The organism is Pseudomonas sp. GW822-FHT04C11, from assembly GCF_058800905.1.
The window spans coordinates 23,650-41,106 of record NZ_JBXAMS010000014.1 but is presented as its reverse complement, the minus strand read 5'-3'; the positions used below and the strand labels follow the sequence as shown (position 1 = coordinate 41,106).

The window sequence follows — 17,457 nt, the reverse complement described above, 5'->3', positions numbered from 1 at the left end:
ATGGGCTGGTGCTGCTCCTGCTGGTATTGCACGGTCCTCGTAGGAGCCGAGCTTGCTCGCGATGCAGGCGACGCGGTGTATCCGGTGATCCGCGTCATCGTTCATCGCGAGCAAGCTCGGCTCCTACAGGTGCGGCTCGGTGACCCGTTCTATTTCCGCGGTAGCGTTCCAGGTCGATGCGGCGAGAATCAGCTGCGCCGCTTTTTCGGCGATCATCAGTGTTGGTGAACAGGTATTGCCCGAGGTGATGTGCGGCATGATCGACGCATCGGCGATACGCAATCCGGGAATGCCGTGAACCCGCAACTGGGCATCGACCACGGCATCGGCATCGTTGCCCATGCGGCAGGTACCGACCGGATGGAAAATCGTCGTGCCGATGCGCGCGGCGGCTTCGTGCAGTTGTTCTTCGCTTTGCAAGGCCGCGCCCGGCAGGTATTCGACCGGGTTGAACGGTTGCAAGGCCGGTGCGGCAACGATGCGCCGGGTCAGGCGAATCGCATCGGCGGCTACGCGCAGGTCTTCGGGATGGCTCAGGTAATTGGGTTGAATCAGCGGCGGCTGTTGCGGGTCGGCCGAGCGAATCTCGACGCGGCCACGGCTTTGCGGGCGCAGGTCGCAGACCGACGCGGTAAACGCCGGGAACGCATGCAAGGGTTCGCCAAAGCGTTCGAGCGAGAGCGGCTGGACGTGGTATTCGAGGTTCGCCGAGGTTTGTTCCGGTCCGGAGCGGGCGAAAGCGCCGAGTTGACTGGGGGCCATCGACAGCGGGCCACTGCGGTCGTACAGATAGCGCAGGCCCATGCCGATTTTGCCCCACAGGCTGCCGGCGATCTGGTTCAGGGTCCGGGCGTTTTCCAGCTTATAGATCAGCCGCAACTGCAAGTGATCCTGCAGGTTGCCTCCCACGCCATTGAGTTCGTGGGCGACGCCGATACCCAGGCGTTTGAGTAGGTCGCCCGGGCCGATGCCGGAACGTTGCAGGATGCTCGGCGAACCGACTGAACCGGCGCTGAGGATGATCTCCCGGCGGGCCGCAAAGGTTTTTTCCTGGCCTTGCCAGCGGGCGCTGACCCTGGATGCCCGGCCGTTTTCCAGCAGCACACGGTCGACGTCGACACCGGTCAGGACGGTAAGGTTTGGTCGGCGGCGAACCGGTTTGAGAAAGGCCTTGGCAGCATTCCAGCGCACCCCGGCTTTCTGATTCACCTGGAAGTAGCCGCAGCCTTCGTTGTCGCCCTGGTTGAAATCATCGACGCTGGCGATGCCGCTTTGTTCGGCGGCGCTGCGGAAGGCGTCGAGAATCGGCCACGACAGCCGCTGGCGCTCGACGCGCCATTCACCGGCGGCGCCGTGAAACGCCGAGTCACCGGCAAAATGGTTTTCGCTCTGTTTGAACAGTGGCAGTACGTTGTTCCAGCTCCAGCCGGGGTTGCCTTCGGCGGCCCAGCGGTCGTAATCGCCGGCCTGGCCGCGCATGTAGATCATGCCGTTGATCGATGAGCTGCCGCCCAGCACCTTGCCGCGTGGATAACTCAGGCTGCGGCCTTGCAGGCCGGTTTGCGCTTCGGTCTTGAAGCACCAGTCGGTGCGCGGGTTGCCGATGCAGTACAGGTAACCGACGGGTATGTGAATCCACGGGTAGTTATCGCGCCCGCCGGCTTCAAGCAGCAACACCCGGTGCTGCGGGTTGGCGGAGAGTCGATTGGCCAGCAGGCAGCCGGCCGGTCCGGCGCCGACCACGATGTAATCGTATGCATCAACGGCAGGTTGCATCCATGACCTCGCAGCGTGTTGTTCTTATTGGGATCCATCCTAGTTGTTAGTTTTCGGCAAAAGAATGTTAGTTTTTGCTCAGCTGCTGTGCGTTTTTAAACAGTGATCAACTCCCACGCATGTAAGGAAGGCTGATGTTCGACTGGAATGACTTGCGGTTTTTTCTCGAATTGCAACGCAGCGGCCGCTTGCTGACCGCCGCCCGGCGTTTGAAAACCACCCACGCTACGGTGGCGCGACACATCGAGGCGATTGAAACGAGCCTCGGCACCGCGCTGTTTGTCCAGCAAGCCCAGGGTTACCAACTGACCCCGGCTGGCGAAGCGCTGCTCAAACATGCTGAAGCCATGGAGAATGTCGCCTTGCTGGCGCAGGAGGAGATCACCCAGTCCAGTGCGCCGCTGGGCAAGATTCGCGTCGGGGTGACCGAAGGCTTGGGGATCATGTTTCTCGCCAGTCGCATGCAGGGTTTGTTTGATCGCTATCCGGGGCTGGAAGTGGAGTTGGTGGCGGTGCCGCGTTTCGTCAGTATCCTCAATCGCGAAGCCGAGATCAGTATTCATCTGGAGCGCCCGGCGGCTGACATGCTGGTCACTCGCAAGCTCACTGATTACCGTTTGGCGCTTTACGCCAGTCAGGCTTACCTCGACCGTTCGCCGCCGTTGCGCAGCCGTGAGGACCTGGCGCGGCATGCCTGGATCGGTTACGTCGACGATCTGTTGTTCAGTCAGGAATTGATGTTTCTCAACAGTTTTTGCCGCAGTCCTCAGGTGGTGTTTCACAGTACCAGTGTGATTGCCCAGCAGCAGGCGGCGCGCTCGGGGTTGGGGATTGCGGTGTTGCCGTGTTACATGGCCAGCCATGATCCGGAACTGGTGCCGCTGTTACCGGCTGAAAGTATTCAGCGTAGTTACTGGATCAGTACCCGGCGTGAGTTGCACAAGTCGGTGCGGTTGCGGGTGTTGTGGGATTATGTGGTGGGGTTGTGTGATCGCGAGCAGGCGCTGCTGCTTGGGCCCGGCTCTTAAGTGTAGGCTGCGATTTTTTGGTCCAGGCGGCCTGATAGCCGGCCTATCTCTCGCAGGTGTACATATCCATTCCTGTGGTAACGGCGACTTATGGTTTCGCTCTTACAGCGAGTCCCTTTTTCAAACGCCAAAAAGGAACCAAAAGGCTTCGCCCCAAGCGTACGGCACCTCGCTTAGGCTCGGCGTTCCCTCGCTACGGTATTCATCAGGAGGCATCGCCTACGGTCTGCTTCGCGACGACCTCCTCTCGATGTGTCCGGCTACGCCGTACGGCGCTACGCGCCAACCTCCTGATGAACACCTCCGCTCGGCCTCCCGAAGGGGCGGGTGGATCAAGATCAACAGCGGCAGGCGAGCTAACGCTCGGCCTGTTGAGTGGTGAAGGCGACGGTATGCGCTGCTTTGCCTTTTTGCCTTTTTGCCTTTTTGCCTTTTTTGTGGGAGCCGGGCTTGCCCGCGATGATGACCTGGCAGCCGGCCTATCTTTTGCGGATGTACCCCAATCAAAAGTGTGGGAGCTGGCTTGCCTGCGATGGCAGCCTGACAGCCGACCCATCTCCCGCAGATGTACACCAATCAAAACTGCGGGAGCGCGGCTTGCTGGCGGTAGTGATTTTACCGACCCCATCGCTGGCTAGGGCTAGGCGCGTGCCTGCTCCGGGATTACGGGGTAATTTCGAACGCGGTGCTTCCCAGTCGCTCGCCATTGACCATGATGTGTACCGCATGCGTGCCTGCGTAATGTTTGCGGGTGGTCAGCTCGCGGATCTGCTGGGTGCGGCTGAGGGTTTGGCGGGCGTGGGCGGGCAGGGTGAGGCCCTTGAGTTTGAAGACTTTCGCCGAGGTAGCGCCTGAGGCTTTGACGTAGTCGATGGCGTAATCGACCACCAGTCGCTGGTTGTCACTGGCGGTTGAATGAAGGTCGAACGAGAGCTTTACGGTCTCGCCGAGACTGATCACCGCCGGTTCAACCTTGAGGTTATGGATCTGGACCTCGGGCTTGCCGCCAGCGCCGATAATGGCCAGTGCCCGTTGGTTGCCCTGTTTGATCAGGCTGCGCAGGGCGTGTTTGGCGATCCACGCGGTGCGCGGGTTTTCCAGCGACCAGCCTTCGATCAGGTTCAGCACCCACTCGGGGTGGTCTTTGGTGATGTCGTTGAGGTGGTTGGCCACCGACTTGCGCACGTAAAGGCTGCTGTCGGCCTTGAGGTTGTCGAGGATTGCTGCTGCCAGCGTCGGGTCGGCTTGTACCGGTTCGAGGCGAAACGACCACGGCAGGCGCGGGCGACTGCCTTCGCTGGCCAGGCGGCGGACGTGTTCGTTGTCGTCCAGCGACCAGTCGTGCATCAGTGCCAGTGAGCGTTCGAAGTCGCTGCGCAGGAAATGCCGGATCGCGAACTCCGAGGAACCGAACGTGGTGAAGTACTTGAGCGCGTCCATCGACAGCTCGAACGCGTGGGCACCATAAGTGGCGACGTACTGAGGCAGGAACATGCTGACGAAGCCGCTGTTCAAGCGTGGTGCGAGCGGGCGCAGGATTTCCAGTGTCTGCTCATAGCTCAGCGGCAACACCGCGTGCAGGCATTCACCGACCCGCGCCATGCGCTGCATCACCGACAACTCGGCCAGGCCTTCATTGGCGAGTTTCAGGAACGCCTTGGCGTTGAACGCCGGGTACACCGCGTGCATTTCGCTGGCGATGTGTTGCAAGCGCTCGGTGTTGAAGATTTCCTTCAGGGCGGGGGAGGATTGCTCGACGGTGCTCATCAAGGACTCCTTTGAAAAATCGGTTACCGGATAGGCCGCGATGGGCATAAGTATCTATACATTTCTGTGTTCTAACTCCCGTAGCAGCTGCCGAGCCTGCGAGGCTGCGTTCGGCTGCGCAGCAGTCGTTAAATCAGGCAATGCGTTCTTCCAGGTAAAACGTCGAACTAGGATTTGCGAGGACTTCGCCCGATCGCGGTCCGCCTCGAACGCAGCCTCGCAGGCTCGGCAGCTGCTACGGACATAGTCCTTCACCGTACTTCAAAATTGCGTAGATACCTATGCCGCGATGAGCATCCTCAATGCTGCCCCGTTTCTTCCTCAATCCGATCCGCCTCGAACAACCGCGCCAGTTCGGCTCGGGCTTCCTGGGCGCTTTGCATGACTTTCGCGGCATCGTCGTAGATCGCGTGCTGGGCTTCGAGCACTTGTTCGTCGTGATGCTTGAAACGCTCGATGCGGGCGTCGGCCTGGGTCTGGCTCAGGCCCAGACCGATCAGGGTCCGGCGACTCATTTCCAGGCTTGAATAATAGGTTTCGCGGATCGCCTCGGCGCCGAGGTCGACCAACCGGTGCACATGCTGACGGTTACGCGCACGGGCGATGATTTTCATGTGCGGGTAGAGTTTGCGCACCAGTTCGGCGGTCTTGATGTTGGTGTCCGGGTCATCGGTGGCAATCACAAAGTATTCCGCCTGCCCGACCTTGGCCGCATGGAGTATTTCCGGGCGCATCGGATCGCCATAGAACACCGGCACACCGCCAAAACTGCGCGACAGCTCGATGGTTTCCACCGATGTATCGAGGGCGACGAACTGGATTTTCTGTGCCCGCAGGATCCGCGCGACGATCTGTCCCATACGGCCCAGGCCGGCGATGACTACGCGCGGGGCGTCGGTGTCGATTTCACGCAGGTGCGGCGGCACGGCAACGGGTTGGACTTTCGATTTCACCAGTCGGCCGCACATCAGCAGCAACAGCGGGGTCACGGCCATCGACAGGGTGATGGTCAGCACCTGCAGGTCGTACATCCGTGGGTCGAACAGGCCTTGGTCGCGGCCGATCTTGAACACCACGAACGCAAATTCACCACCCGCCGCCAGCACGATGCCCAAGCGCAACGCACTCAGCCGGTTCAAACCTCCGGCCAGTCGCCCGACGACAAACAGCATCGGCAGCTTGAGCATGATCAGCAGCAGGGTCAGGCCCAGCACCGTCGCTGGGGCGCTGAACAGCAGGCTGATGTTGGCGCCCATGCCGACGCTGATGAAAAACAGCCCCAGCAGCAGGCCTTTGAATGGTTCGATTTGCGCTTCCAGTTCATGGCGGTATTCCGAGTCCGCCAGCAGCAGGCCGGCGAGGAATGCGCCGAGTGCCATCGACACGCCGACCAGGTCCATCAGCCAGGCAGTGCCGATCACCACCAGCAGCGCGGTGGCGGTCGAGACTTCCGGCAGACCGGTTTTGGCGACCACACGAAACACCGGCCGCAACAGGTAACGCCCGCCGATCACCACCACTGCAATGCTGCCCAGCACCCGCAGGACATGGTTCAAATCGTCAGCGGCGGACGTGCTGTGATCACCGCCAGCGAGCAGTGGCACCATGGCGATCAGCGGGATCGCGGCGATGTCCTGAAACAGCAGAATCGCAAACGCCAGTCGCCCGTGCGGGCTGGTCAGTTCCTTGCGTTCAGCCAGGCTTTGCAGGCCGAAGGCGGTGGACGACAACGCCAGCCCCAGGCCGAGCACGATCGCGCTATTGAGCGCCTGGCCGAACACGTAGAACGCCAGCACGCCGATCACCGAACCGGTCAGCAGCACTTGCGCCAGACCGACGCCAAACACCGCTTTGCGCATCACCCATAACCGTCGCGGAGACAGCTCAAGACCAATGATGAACAGCAGCAACACCACGCCGAGCTCGGAAATATGGCTGACACTTTGCGGGTTGCCGATCAACCCCAGCACCGACGGCCCAATGATGACGCCGGCCAGCAGATAGCCCAACACCGCGCCCAGTTGCAGGCGTTTGGCCAAAGGCACGGTGAGCACCGCCGCGAACAGAAAGACGACAGCGGCTTGCAACAGGTTGCCTTCATGGGGCATGGCTTACTCCTGGGAAAACGTCGAACAACAAAAATTGCAGACAATCATGGGTTGGAAAGGCGACAAGGATAAAGGCTGGGCCGGCATCAGTCAGTCATGAGTGCCGTCTATTGCGGATTTTCGCGTTACATTTTGCATCAGTTTGTTACATTCATAGGATAAGCTGATCAATTCGTTTGCCGCTGAGTGCGCTTCATGGCCATCAACTTCGACCTGAATGACTTGCAGGCTTTTCGCGCCGTGGTCGAGCAGGGCAGCTTTCGCAAGGCCGCCGACGCGGTGCGCATCTCCCAGCCGGCGCTGAGTCGACGGATTGAAAAGCTCGAAGACGCACTGGGCGTCAAACTGTTCGAGCGCACCACTCGCCGCGTTAGCCTGACCCAGGCAGGGCGCGCGTTTGCGCCGAGTGTCGACCGGTTGCTGGATGACCTGGATGTGGCGTTGCTGGGGATCAGCGACGTGGCGTCGACCCGTTTGGGCTACGTCACTGTGGCCTGCGTGCCGTCGGCGGCCTATTACTTCATGCCGCGGGTGGTCGCCCAATACCATCAGCGATTTCCACGAATCAAGGTCAAGGTGCTCGACTCCAGCGCCCATGACGTGCTGAGCGCAGTGGTCAATGGCGAGGCGGATTTCGGCTTGAGTTTCATGGGCACGCTGGAGGCCGACGTCGAGTTCGAACCGCTGGTGCAGGAACGTTATGTGGTCGCTTGCCGGCGTGACCACGCCTTGGCCAACCGCGCCAGTGTGAGCTGGAGCGAGCTGTACCAGCAGGATTACATCTCCCTCGACAAGACGTCGGGCAATCGCTTTCTGCTGGATCAGGCGTTGAGCGGGATTGTGCCGGCGCGTCAGAGCATCTGCGAAACCCGACACGTCACCACTATGATCGGTCTGGTTGAAGCCGGGCTGGGTATTGCTGCGGTGCCGTTGATGGCGATGCCCGGCAGTGACCACCCGATTCTGACTCACGTACCGCTGACGGATCCGCAAGTGATGCGCAGCGTCGGCCTGCTCAAGCGTCGGGGACGGACGCTGACGCCGGCGGCGCTGGAGCTGGAACGGCTGATTATTGAAATGAAGGTCAAACCGGCCTCAGCCTGGATTGGCTGAGGCCGGTATCAGGCTTAACGGCTGACCGAGTCCAGTCCGGTTGCCTTGACATCTGGCTGGGCGGCCGGGGAGGCGAGGTAGTCGAGCAAGGCCTTGGCTTGCACCGGATGTTGCGCACCAACCGGAATGCCGGCGGCGAAGCGTGTCACTGACTGCACGGATTCCGGAATCTTGCCGACGAAGGTCACGCCGGGCACCGGGAGCAATTCACTGACCTGTTGAAAGCCCAATTGGTAGTCGCCCGTGGCAACCACAGAAGCCACCGGGATTTTAGGCACCATGGTCGATTTGGCTTTGAGCTGCGGCTCGATCCCCAGGCGCTTGAACAGCTGATCCTGGATGTACACGCCGCTGGCGCTGTCGGAGTAGGCCACGGATTTGGCATTGAGCAATGTCGTCGTCAGCCCTTCGACCGAGCTGATATCCGGCTTCGCCGCACCCTCGCGCACCACCAGGCCAATCCTCGAATCGGCCAGTTCAACCCGTGACCCGGGCAAGACCTTGCCTTGCTTGATCAACTCATCCAGGGCGTAGCCGACCATGATCACCACATCGGCGTGCTCGCCACGGGCCAACCGGTTGGGGATCGCTTCAGGCGCCTTGCCCATCGACGGGCCAAGCGCCGTATCGAGGGTGTTGCCGGTGGCGGCGGCGAACTTCGGACCGAGTACTTTATAGGCGGCCGTGAAGCCACCGGAGGTCATCACGTGCAGCTCTTCAGCCTGGGCAACGCTGCTCAGGCCCAGGGCGCCGATCAGGGTCAGCGCCGCAAGGTTCAGTAATTTTTTCATCGATACCTCTCTGTCTGGGGTTGGCTTATTGCACGGCGACTTGTAAACGACCGGTCGAGCGCCGGTACAGGTACAGCGTTGCGCACAACGCACACAGCGCGGCGAAACTCATCCAGTAACCGGGGGCGGCTTTGTCGCCGGAGTACTGAATCAGGAAGGTCGAAATCGCTGGGGTGAAGCCGCCGAATACTGCGGTCGCCAGGCTGTAGGCCAGGGAGAAACCGGCCACGCGGACTTCCACCGGCATGATTTCGGTCAGCGCTGCAACCATGGCGCCGTTGTACAAACCGTAGATGAACGACAACCACAGCAGCACCAACAGCATGTTGATGAAGCTCGGTGCCTGGACCAGATACGTCAATGCCGGGTAGGCCGTGGCCAAGGTCAGCAGGGTCATCGCCACCAGCACCGGGCGCCGACCGATGCGGTCCGACAGTGCGCCACCCAGTGGTAGCCAGCAGAAGTTCGACACGCCGACCAGCAAGGTCACCAGTAGCGCATCGGAAGTGCTCAGGTGCAGCACGGTTTTGCCAAAGGTCGGCGCGTACACGGTGATCAGGTAAAACGCGGTGGTGGTCAGCGCCACCATCAGCATCCCGGCGATCACGATCTGCCAGTTTTGCAGCAAGGTGCCGAACACCTGACGCATGCTTGGGCGGTGGCGGCGGGCGGTGAACTCTGCGGTTTCTTCAAGGCTGCGCCGCAGCAGGAAAATAAACGGCACGATCATGCAACCGACGAAAAATGGAATGCGCCAGCCCCAGTCGGCAACCACTGTCGCCGGCATCCATTGGTTCAGCGCATAGCCCAGCGCCGCAGCAACGACGATCGCCACTTGCTGGCTGGCCGACTGCCAACTGGTGAAAAAGCCCTTGCGGCCCGGCGTGGCGATTTCCGCCAGGTACACCGACACGCCGCCCAGTTCCGCACCGGCGGAGAAGCCTTGAAGCAGACGGCCGATCAACACCAGCGCCGGAGCGAACAGACCGATGGTCTCGTAGCCGGGCACCAGCACAATCAGAATCGTGCCGCTGGCCATGATCGACAGGGTGACGATCAACCCTTTGCGGCGGCCGACATCATCGATGTAGGCACCAAGAATCACCGCGCCCAAAGGACGCATCAGAAAACCTGCGCCAAACACTGCGAAGGTCATCATCAGCGAGGCGAATTCGCTGCTGGCAGGGAAGAACGCCGCCGCAATATAGGTGGCGTAGAAACCGAAGAGGAAGAAGTCGAACTGTTCCAGGAAGTTGCCCGAGGTGACCCGGAAAATTGCACTGACTTTGCTGCGAGCGGATGTCGCTGGCGGATGGGTTGTAGCCTGCATGTTGTGTCTCCCGCGCTTTTATGACATGCGCAACGTGGCGCATGGATATTATTAAGGCCGGATACTGGGGCAGGTCGATCGATATGATAAGTGCATATTTAACATCCATTGATGCGTATGGATTATCACTGCGGTGAGATCAATCGCAGAATCATCGCTACAGTGAGGTGTGAGCGTTTCGAATGACCGGACGCAATGGCGGTCCTAGAGCGGGTGTCACCCATTCACTGGAGAAATACCGATGCTGCGTCAAAGAAATCTGGCTGCCATGGCGGTGCTTGTGAGTCTTGCAGTTATCTGCCCGACGGTCCTGGCCGCCGATACCCTGCAAACTATCGTCCAGTCGGCGCCAATCAATGCCCGCAACCTGCACGTCGGCGACCAGGCGCCGGACGTCTACACCCGCAGCGAAAAAGCCCTGGTCGACTGGAAAAGACGCGGCTTGAATACCCCGCAAAGTCAGAGCCAGTGGGTGCAAATCAACGACAAGTACATGCTGGTGCAGACCACCAACGGGCAGATTCTGGCGGTCATGCCGATAGAGCGTTGAGCGGGTGCCTGCATCAGCGTCTTCAACAGGATTGCCCTGCAGCGCGAAATCTGAGAAAACGCGGACCGTGTTTACGGTCACCGCGAACGAGAGAGCAGTAATGAACGAAGAATTGCAGGTCATCGACCTTGAACTGGGTGACGGCAAAGTCGCCGTCAAAGGCGCCTTGATTACCACCCAGTACCGCGGTTTTCTGGAGGACGGTACGCCGTTCGATTCTTCCTGGGAGCGCGGTAAACCCTTTCAATGCGTGATCGGCAGCGGCCGAGTGATCAAGGGCTGGGATCAGGGCTTGATGGGCATGAAGGTCGGCGGCAAGCGCAAGTTGCTGGTGCCGGCACACCTGGGGTATGGCGAGCGCTCGATGGGCGCCATCCCGCCCAATTCCAACCTGGTTTTCGAGATTGAATTGCTCGAAGTGCTGACCCGCGACGACTGACCACTGTTACGCCTCGAACCCCGGTAAATGGCAGATTCGCTCGCTGAGAAACTCGGTGAGCAACCGCGCACGCAACGGTCGGTAGCGGCGTTCGGGGTAGAGCGGATTTCAGATCGGCCCTTGAAGTCCGGCATAGTGAAAGGCAACTCCGTTTGTAAGAGGCAGAGGCATGGCGAAGCACGTCAGTGCGCAAACGCTTCAGGGTATTTGTCCAGATAGGCATCATTGAGCTGCGTATCCTGGGAACGCATGAACGTTTTGAAGTCGGGTACCAGAAAGACCAGCAGAGACAACAGCAGCACCATGACGCCCAGCAGCGTGATTGTCAGTGCAACCCCCAGATAGGCGATCAGGGTATTCATCGCGAAACTGCCCAAGGGGCTAGCCGCCGCAGACAGAAATGAAACCGTGGCAAAAATCCGGTTGCGATGGAGCTTTGGCGTCGCCAGCAACCTCACAGCGGAGGTGGGGATGTTGATCAACATCAGGCCGACGCCGCCGCAGAAGAAGGCCACGGGCACGATGAACGACGATGAAACGGTGCCGACTGCCACCAGATTGCCCCCCAGTAATGCAAAACCTGCGGACACACACATGTCACGGGGGACCCGGTCGGATAACCAGCCGATGATCTTGTAACTGCCCGCCAGAATGCCCAGCCCGAAGCACGAATCCAGAAGACCGATGTAAGTGACCGGGTACTGGATGACGTCCTTTACGTACAGAGGGATCAGGATGGTGAAGAACGGAAACAGGGCAAAGTTGATCAGCATTGCAATGATGGCCAGGTAAAACTCGACTTTCACTCCGTAAACCACTTTGAAGCCGGAATAGATCATGCTGAAGCCACTGGCACCCGGGGCTTTTTCGTCTTGGCCAGTGGCACCGATGTGGCTCGGGATGGTCGCGATCAACGTCCCGGCGATGAGAATCGCAAAAAAGTCGGCGGCAAAGGCGAAGGTGATACCCAACCTGTAAATCAGCCCGCTGGCCAACACCGGCCCCAGCAGAATGGAAAAGGACGACATCACGCTTTTGGTCCGAAAGGCCAGGGAGACTTTATCGTCGTCTGCAAACAAAGGAATGATCGACGCCTGGAGAGGGTCGCGTACGCCGACGATCGCACTGCTGATCATCATCAGTGCGCCCACGGTCCAGGGGTTGAACGACCCCGTGGCGGACAGCACCACCATCAACAGCGCTGTCAGCAGGCTGATGCATGAGGCCAGCTTGATTATCAGGATTTTGTTGTACTTGTCCCCCAGCCATCCCAGCACGGGTTTGGCTAACACTTCCGCCGCGATGGAACAGGCAATCATGTTGGCGAAATAGAGCGCAGAGCCTGTTTCCTGCAAGGTCCACCAGGCCACCGCCAGTTGATTGCACCGTCCTCCCAGAACCATCAGCAAAAAACTGAATTGCACTTTCAGCAGACGCCGGTCGATGCCGGGAAAGCCCCACGTAATGCCTGAAAAATTTGCACTCATTGACATTCCTTTGATCGGGATAGGGCGACTGCGCAAGCAGGAACGTTCAAGAGTACAGGTCGACGCGGCCCCTGAAACAAACTCAACTTGTTCTAGCGCTGTTCCGCGGCATATCCCATGACCATTGGGTGAATGCAGGGTTGCCAATATTGACGTGATCGACGACTATTCTTTCCGTAGATAGGTATAGGGGGTATGGGTATGTCGCACATTCACGAACACAAGGACGATCTGCTGAAGCGGGTTCGTCGTATCGCCGGCCAGGTTCAAGCCGTCGAGCGGGCATTGGAGTCGGAAGCCGACTGCGCCAAGACCCTGCATCTGGTCGCGGCAATCCGTGGCGCGGTCAACGGTCTGATGGACCAGTTCATCGAAGCCCACGCCCGTGAACACGTGGCCAGCCCCGAGCTCAGCGATCATGAACGCGCCGAAGGCCTTGAAGAGTTGCTGCAAGCCATTCGTCGTTATTCAAATTGAAGGTCATGCAACCCATGAGCAGTACACCTCAGGTTTCACGTTATTCCCACGATCACATGTTCCTGGCGGCCACCCACGATGAGAATGCCAGACGTACGCTGTGGGTCGTCGCGCTGACGTTCGTCATGATGGTTGGCGAGATCATTGCCGGTTACATCACCGGTTCCATGGCGCTGTTGGCGGATGGTTTCCATATGGCCACCCACGTCGGTGCGCTGGGCATTACCGCAATTGCCTACGGGTTTGCCAGACGAAACGCCGGTAATGCGCGCTACAGTTTTGGTACGGGCAAAGTAGGGGATCTGGCGGGCTTCGCCTCGGCCATGGTGCTGGGGCTGGTCTCGATCTTCATTGCTGTAGAGTCCGTCATGCGGTTGTTTCAACCGACTACCGTGGCTTTCACCGAGGCAACACTGATCGCCGTAGTGGGCCTGGCCGTGAACATCGTCAGCGCGCTTTTACTGGCCGGCAACTTTGCGCATCATGACCACGGTCACGGTCACGGTCACGGTCACGGTCACGGTCATCATCACGACAACAATCTGCGTTCGGCTTATGTCCATGTGCTGGCCGATGCGATGACTTCCGTGCTGGCAATCGCTGCGTTGTTGGCTGGTCGTTATCTGGGTTGGGTCTGGCTGGACCCGGTGATGGGTATCGTCGGCGCAGTCGTCATCGCCAATTGGGCCTATGGCTTGATGCGAGACAGCGCCGCAGTGCTGCTGGACACGACCGATGAACACGTTGCCGCCGAAGTTCGTGAGCTGCTGGAGTCGACAGGCGATGTCAGCATCACCGACCTGCATGTCTGGCGCGTAGGCCCGCAGGCCCGGGCAGCGATTGTCAGCGTCGTGACCTCGGCAGCCGTCACGGCCGATGCCATCCGAGAACGACTGGCCCCGGTCCATGAGCTGTCACACCTGACGGTTGAATATCGCAACGCTTGAGCAGTCGCTGGCGATCATCGCTGAACCCCTCACCGCTCGCGAAACACCGGAATGCGCCCATTCAGTGACGGGCGGTACTCCCAGGCAAGCTGATCGAGCAAATCGTTGTGCGTCAGGATTTCGCTGAGCGTGGCGCTGGCGATGTTCAAGGCCAGTGCCTGGCCGGGGCACTGGTGGCGGCCGGCGCCGAAGGTGAAGCTGCGGCGGGTTGGGCGGTCGAGGAGCAAGGCGTCCGGGTTGTCATTGAGCTGTGGGTCGCGGTTGGCCGAGGCCAGCAGTACCAGGATGACATCGCCGGGTTTGAGACTCACGCCGTCGATTTCACAAGGCGCGCTGACGAAGCGACGGGTGTTCTGCACCGAAGGGTCATGGCGCTGGACTTCCGCCAACAGATCTTTGACCCGCGCCGGGTCGCGCTGCATTTCAGCCTTGAGCTGCGGATTACGGATCAATGCCAGCACCGCGTTGCCGATCAATCCGGCAGTGGCCTCATAGGTCTGGGAAAGCAGGCCAATCAGGTTGGCGCGCAGGGTGTCGGGGTCTGCCTGGCGTTGACGAATCCCTTCAAGTAGAGGGCTTTGGTGATCCTGCGCGCTGAGGCGTTCTATGAAGTAACCGTTCAACTGTTCCGCCGCTGCATGGGCCGTGTCCAGTTGAACCGGGTTGCTCAGCGGCGACAGGCACGCGACGAAATCAGCCGTCAGATTGCTGAGGGTTCGACCTTCGGCTGGCGTAAAGCCGAGCAACGCAGCGACCACGCACACCGGGCCCATGAACATGGCCTTGTGCAGTCCGTCAGCAGAAGAGCTGATCAACCGGGCGCGCATCAGTGCGCTGACTTCATCGGTGTCGATCACTTCAAGTCCCGGCTGTATGGCCGACCTCGGGCAGCGCTGGCGTTCGCCATCGTTCATTCGCATCAATTGACCAAACACCTTGCCAGCCGCGCCGTGTGCAATGGCGTTGGGCACTGGTTCGTGGGCCGGTCGGACCTTGCAGTCAGGATGAGCCAGCACGGCGGCAACGGCCTGGGCGCTGCTGGCCACCCACAGACTCAGTCCTTGATGAAATGAAAGTCCGCCGTCGGCGCGCAGACTGGCGTAATAAGGGTAGGGGTCGGTATGTGTCGCGGCGATGATCGGGTCCATGAAGCGCTGCCTTATTCGTGGGGGGAAAGTGTTGCTACTATCTCCAGTCGGGCAGGGCGACGATTCGTCAGGGAGCGAAATATGAACGTAGAGCAGCACGACATCGGCGTCTCGCAAGTGGCGGCAGCCATTGCCGAGCCGGCCCGAACGAAAATCCTTTGCTCGCTGATGGACGGCCACGCGCGCACCAGTACTGAACTGGCCGTGATCGCCGACGTCAGCGCCTCTACCGCCAGTGCCCACTTGGCGAAACTCAAGGAACTTGCCTTGGTGCGGCTGCATGTTCAGGGGCGTCATCGTTATTACAGCCTGGCGGACCAACGGGTCGCCCAGGCCCTGGAAGCGCTGATGGTGATCGGCCAAAACGCCGCGCCAACCTTTACTCCCCGAACCCCGGATCGCCTGCAATTTGCTCGCACTTGCTACGACCATATGGCCGGTACCTTGGCCGTGCTGCTGCATGACCGGATGCTGGAAGCGGGTTGGTTGGCAGTGTCGGAGCAGGGTGATCAGCAGCACGTGCTGAGTGAAACCGGTGAGCGGTTTTTCGAAGGGTTGGGCATCGACGTGAAGTCCTTGAACAGTCTGCGTCGACGTTTTGCCTGCCCTTGTCTCGACTGGAGCATGCGTCGCCCGCATCTCGGCGGCTCATTGGGCGCGGCGTTGTTGCAGACGGCGATCAAGCGCAAATGGCTGACACAGGATCTGGACAGTCGAGCGCTGGCGTTGACGGCGACCGGGCGTAAAGAGATCACGGCCAGATTCGCGATTGAACTGCCGGCGCTGGCGAAGGTGAACCTGCGGAGTGCCACTGAGTCAGGCAGTCGCGCGGTTGTCAGTCCTTCGCCATAACGGCGTATTCGCTATCGACTGGCCGAGGCCATCAGCACGCCGAAGCTGGCGAACGTAACGCCTGACACCTTCGCCGCCAGCCAGGAACCTTTTTGACTGGACAGCCAGCCTTTGGCTGCATTGGCGAGCAGCGCATAGCTGCCGTGGATCAGGATCACCAGCAGGCTGTAGGAACTGACCAGGCTAAAAAACTGGCTGTAGTAGTGCGTCGAGGTATCGATGAACTGCGGGAACACCGCGAGAAAGAAGAACACCGCTTTTGGGTTCAACAGCTGCAGCGATGCTGCTTCGACGAAGCGATACCCAGGGCCGGACGAGTTCACTTCATGCTCAGGAATGAAACGATCAGTGCGCCAACTTTTGTAACCCAAGTACAAGAGGTACGCGGCACCGGCATATTTCAGCACGGTGAACGCGCTCGCGGAGGTCGCGAGTATCAGGCCCACGCTGGTCGCGCTGATCCCGGCGACGACAAAGGCCCCGAGGGCGATGCCCAGGATACCCGGCAGCGCGCCGGTCCAGCCATGACGCAAGGAGTTGGTCAGCGTGAGCACCACGCCGGGCCCAGGACTCAGAATGGTCAGGGCGGCGAACAGTAAAAACACTCCGTAGCTATTCATCTCTCACTCCATCAGGTGGCATCGGCTGCATGCCCGCAGATTGGCGTGACGATGGAGGTGTGACAAACGCTTTAATTGCACGGCATATGTGACTAAATTAGACGCATGATTAATCAACTCCCTCCCTTGAATGCGGTTCGCGCTTTCGCGGCCGCCGCTCGTCATCAGAGCTTCAGCCTCGCGGCCGAGGAACTGCACGTCAGTCACAGTGCCGTCAGCCGTCACATCAAACGGCTTGAGGAACACCTGGGCGTGCTGCTGTTCGAACGGCGCATCCGGCAATCGGTGCTGACCCCGGCTGGACAGAGCTTCTATGAACAGGTCAGCGCTGGACTGTCACAGATTGCCAACGCCGCCGCGGCACTCAAGCAACACGCTTCGCTGCGTACCGTAAAGATCAACGTCCGTCCGACCTTTGCCCAGCGCTGGCTGAGACCCAGGCTGGCGGAGTTCATGGCGCTGCACCCGGAGATCAAACCCGAGGTGGTCACGTCCACGCTGGCGCCCGATCACGCACGAGACAGGTTCGACGTCGTTATTCGACGGGGCCGCGACGGCTGGGCGCCGGACATTCACGCTCAGGTACTGTTTGAAGACGAATTGCTGCTGGTCGCGGCACCTTCGCTGATCAAGCGTCTGCCGCTCGACGACTTGAACGCCCTCAGCCGACATACCTTGCTGACCGCCAAGACCCGCCGTGAGGACTGGCACAACTGGGCGCTGTTGTTCGGCGAAACTCAGTCAGCGACTCAGATGACGCTGCAGTTCGATCACATGCAGCCGGTGCTTCAGGCTGCCGTGGAGGGACAGGGCATAGCCTTGTGTCCGGCCTCGTTGCTGGGCGATGACCTGCCGAGCGGCCGGCTGATTTGCCCATTGCCCGATTTGCGTATGCCGTTGCCGCGTTACTACTTCGGTGTTGCGCCGGATGTGACAGAGCAGACCCAGGTGTTTCTGAAATGGCTGTTTGCCCGGCTCGACGTAGATGCCGGCCAATAAAAAGCCCACCCACCGCGTAAGCGAT

The 17,457-nt window shown here is 60.1% G+C and carries 16 protein-coding genes; 8 read left to right on the top strand and 8 right to left on the bottom strand.

What is annotated here, in order from left to right; translation table 11 throughout:
* Positions 1-123: 123 nt before the first annotated feature.
* On the bottom strand, positions 124-1,776 hold the full coding sequence (locus AC1RJ3_RS21105; RefSeq protein WP_493080313.1) for a GMC family oxidoreductase: 1,653 nt from the start codon (positions 1,774-1,776) through the stop codon (positions 124-126).
* Positions 1,777-1,910: 134 nt separating this feature from the next.
* On the opposite strand from AC1RJ3_RS21105, the gene AC1RJ3_RS21100 reads away from it, so the two are divergent.
* Positions 1,911-2,804 carry a LysR family transcriptional regulator gene (locus tag AC1RJ3_RS21100; protein ID WP_054597680.1) on the top strand — a complete coding sequence of 298 codons (894 nt, stop codon included), beginning with the start codon at positions 1,911-1,913 and terminating at the stop codon, positions 2,802-2,804.
* Positions 2,805-3,467: 663 nt separating this feature from the next.
* Here the strand turns inward: AC1RJ3_RS21100 and AC1RJ3_RS21095 are convergent.
* Both AC1RJ3_RS21095 and AC1RJ3_RS21090 read right to left on the bottom strand, forming a co-directional pair.
* Complete coding sequence (locus tag AC1RJ3_RS21095; protein ID WP_493080311.1) at positions 3,468-4,571, bottom strand: DNA alkylation repair protein; 1,104 nt, start codon at positions 4,569-4,571, stop codon at positions 3,468-3,470.
* A gap of 299 nt (positions 4,572-4,870) precedes the next feature.
* Positions 4,871-6,679 (bottom strand): monovalent cation:proton antiporter-2 (CPA2) family protein, encoded by a 1,809-nt coding sequence (locus AC1RJ3_RS21090; RefSeq protein ID WP_493080309.1) that lies wholly within the window; start codon positions 6,677-6,679, stop codon positions 4,871-4,873.
* 195 nt (positions 6,680-6,874) lie between these two features.
* On the opposite strand from AC1RJ3_RS21090, the gene AC1RJ3_RS21085 reads away from it, so the two are divergent.
* The gene (locus tag AC1RJ3_RS21085) at positions 6,875-7,792 is read left to right on the top strand and encodes a LysR family transcriptional regulator (RefSeq protein ID WP_103316663.1); all 918 of its coding nucleotides are present in this window, start codon (positions 6,875-6,877) and stop codon (positions 7,790-7,792) included.
* A gap of 14 nt (positions 7,793-7,806) precedes the next feature.
* Here AC1RJ3_RS21085 and AC1RJ3_RS21080 read toward each other — a convergent pair whose 3' ends face one another.
* Together AC1RJ3_RS21080 and AC1RJ3_RS21075 are read right to left on the bottom strand one after the other, a co-directional pair.
* On the bottom strand, positions 7,807-8,583 hold the full coding sequence (locus tag AC1RJ3_RS21080) for a substrate-binding domain-containing protein (protein WP_493080307.1): 777 nt from the start codon (positions 8,581-8,583) through the stop codon (positions 7,807-7,809).
* 25 nt (positions 8,584-8,608) lie between these two features.
* Positions 8,609-9,913, bottom strand: a complete 1,305-nt coding sequence (locus AC1RJ3_RS21075; RefSeq protein ID WP_054597675.1) for an MFS transporter — start codon at positions 9,911-9,913, stop codon at positions 8,609-8,611.
* Positions 9,914-10,154: 241 nt separating this feature from the next.
* On the opposite strand from AC1RJ3_RS21075, the gene AC1RJ3_RS21070 reads away from it, so the two are divergent.
* Together AC1RJ3_RS21070 and AC1RJ3_RS21065 are read left to right on the top strand one after the other, a co-directional pair.
* Positions 10,155-10,463 carry an RcnB family protein gene (locus tag AC1RJ3_RS21070; RefSeq protein WP_347926980.1) on the top strand — a complete coding sequence of 103 codons (309 nt, stop codon included), beginning with the start codon at positions 10,155-10,157 and terminating at the stop codon, positions 10,461-10,463.
* A 100-nt stretch (positions 10,464-10,563) separates the two neighbouring features.
* Entirely contained in the window at positions 10,564-10,902 is a 339-nt protein-coding gene (locus AC1RJ3_RS21065) for an FKBP-type peptidyl-prolyl cis-trans isomerase (protein WP_493080305.1), read from the top strand.
* Between the two features lie 182 nt (positions 10,903-11,084).
* Here AC1RJ3_RS21065 and AC1RJ3_RS21060 read toward each other — a convergent pair whose 3' ends face one another.
* The gene (locus AC1RJ3_RS21060; RefSeq protein ID WP_493080303.1) at positions 11,085-12,536 is read right to left on the bottom strand and encodes an MFS transporter; all 1,452 of its coding nucleotides are present in this window, start codon (positions 12,534-12,536) and stop codon (positions 11,085-11,087) included.
* Positions 12,537-12,590: 54 nt separating this feature from the next.
* Between AC1RJ3_RS21060 and AC1RJ3_RS21055 the strand changes: the two genes are divergently transcribed.
* Both AC1RJ3_RS21055 and dmeF read left to right on the top strand, forming a co-directional pair.
* Positions 12,591-12,866: a metal/formaldehyde-sensitive transcriptional repressor gene (locus AC1RJ3_RS21055; protein ID WP_493080301.1), complete on the top strand. Its 276-nt coding sequence runs from the start codon at positions 12,591-12,593 to the stop codon at positions 12,864-12,866.
* A gap of 14 nt (positions 12,867-12,880) precedes the next feature.
* The gene (gene dmeF, locus AC1RJ3_RS21050; protein WP_493080299.1) at positions 12,881-13,813 is read left to right on the top strand and encodes a CDF family Co(II)/Ni(II) efflux transporter DmeF; all 933 of its coding nucleotides are present in this window, start codon (positions 12,881-12,883) and stop codon (positions 13,811-13,813) included.
* Positions 13,814-13,842: 29 nt separating this feature from the next.
* Here the strand turns inward: dmeF and AC1RJ3_RS21045 are convergent, their stop codons facing one another.
* The gene (locus AC1RJ3_RS21045) at positions 13,843-14,961 is read right to left on the bottom strand and encodes a cytochrome P450 (protein ID WP_493080297.1); all 1,119 of its coding nucleotides are present in this window, start codon (positions 14,959-14,961) and stop codon (positions 13,843-13,845) included.
* An 81-nt stretch (positions 14,962-15,042) separates the two neighbouring features.
* Between AC1RJ3_RS21045 and AC1RJ3_RS21040 the strand changes: the two genes are divergently transcribed.
* Complete coding sequence (locus AC1RJ3_RS21040; RefSeq protein WP_347926974.1) at positions 15,043-15,813, top strand: ArsR/SmtB family transcription factor; 771 nt, start codon at positions 15,043-15,045, stop codon at positions 15,811-15,813.
* Positions 15,814-15,824: 11 nt separating this feature from the next.
* On the opposite strand, the gene AC1RJ3_RS21035 is transcribed toward AC1RJ3_RS21040, so the two are convergent.
* Positions 15,825-16,433 carry a LysE family translocator gene (locus AC1RJ3_RS21035; protein ID WP_493080294.1) on the bottom strand — a complete coding sequence of 203 codons (609 nt, stop codon included), beginning with the start codon at positions 16,431-16,433 and terminating at the stop codon, positions 15,825-15,827.
* Between the two features lie 105 nt (positions 16,434-16,538).
* Here AC1RJ3_RS21035 and AC1RJ3_RS21030 point away from each other — a divergent pair, with 105 nt between their 5' ends.
* Positions 16,539-17,432 carry a LysR substrate-binding domain-containing protein gene (locus AC1RJ3_RS21030; RefSeq protein ID WP_493080292.1) on the top strand — a complete coding sequence of 298 codons (894 nt, stop codon included), beginning with the start codon at positions 16,539-16,541 and terminating at the stop codon, positions 17,430-17,432.
* Positions 17,433-17,457 lie beyond the last annotated feature (25 nt).